1 pseudogene is annotated in these 327 nt (G+C 63.0%); it reads right to left on the bottom strand.

From position 1 onward, the window contains the following. Positions 1 to 327 (bottom strand): annotated as a pseudogene (locus H2O73_RS23565) (hypothetical protein); the annotation flags it as partial.

Genomic DNA, 327 nt, shown 5'->3' with positions numbered 1-327 from the left:
CGGCCCATATACTGGTTACGGATGATTCCCATGGCATAGGGAATGCCCGACTCCTGGCTGTAGCCGATGGCGGCGGGCGTGCCACTGTCCGGCACCGGGCACACAAGGTCCGCGTCCACGGGCGCTTCCTTGGCCAGTTCCACCCCGATCATGCGGCGCGTGTCATAGACCGACCGGCCGCCGATGATGCTGTCGGGGCGGGAGAAATAGACATGCTCGAAGATGCAGAAGCGGCTGGCGCGACGCTCGAACGGGAAATAGCTTTGCACGCCTTCGTTTTCGGTGATTACCACCATCTCGCCCGGCTCGATCTCGCGCACGAACTCG

This window comes from Vibrio marinisediminis, assembly GCF_014050145.1.
Classification (GTDB): domain Bacteria; phylum Pseudomonadota; class Gammaproteobacteria; order Enterobacterales; family Vibrionaceae; genus Vibrio; species Vibrio marinisediminis.
This window is presented reverse-complemented; position numbering and strand designations above follow the sequence as displayed.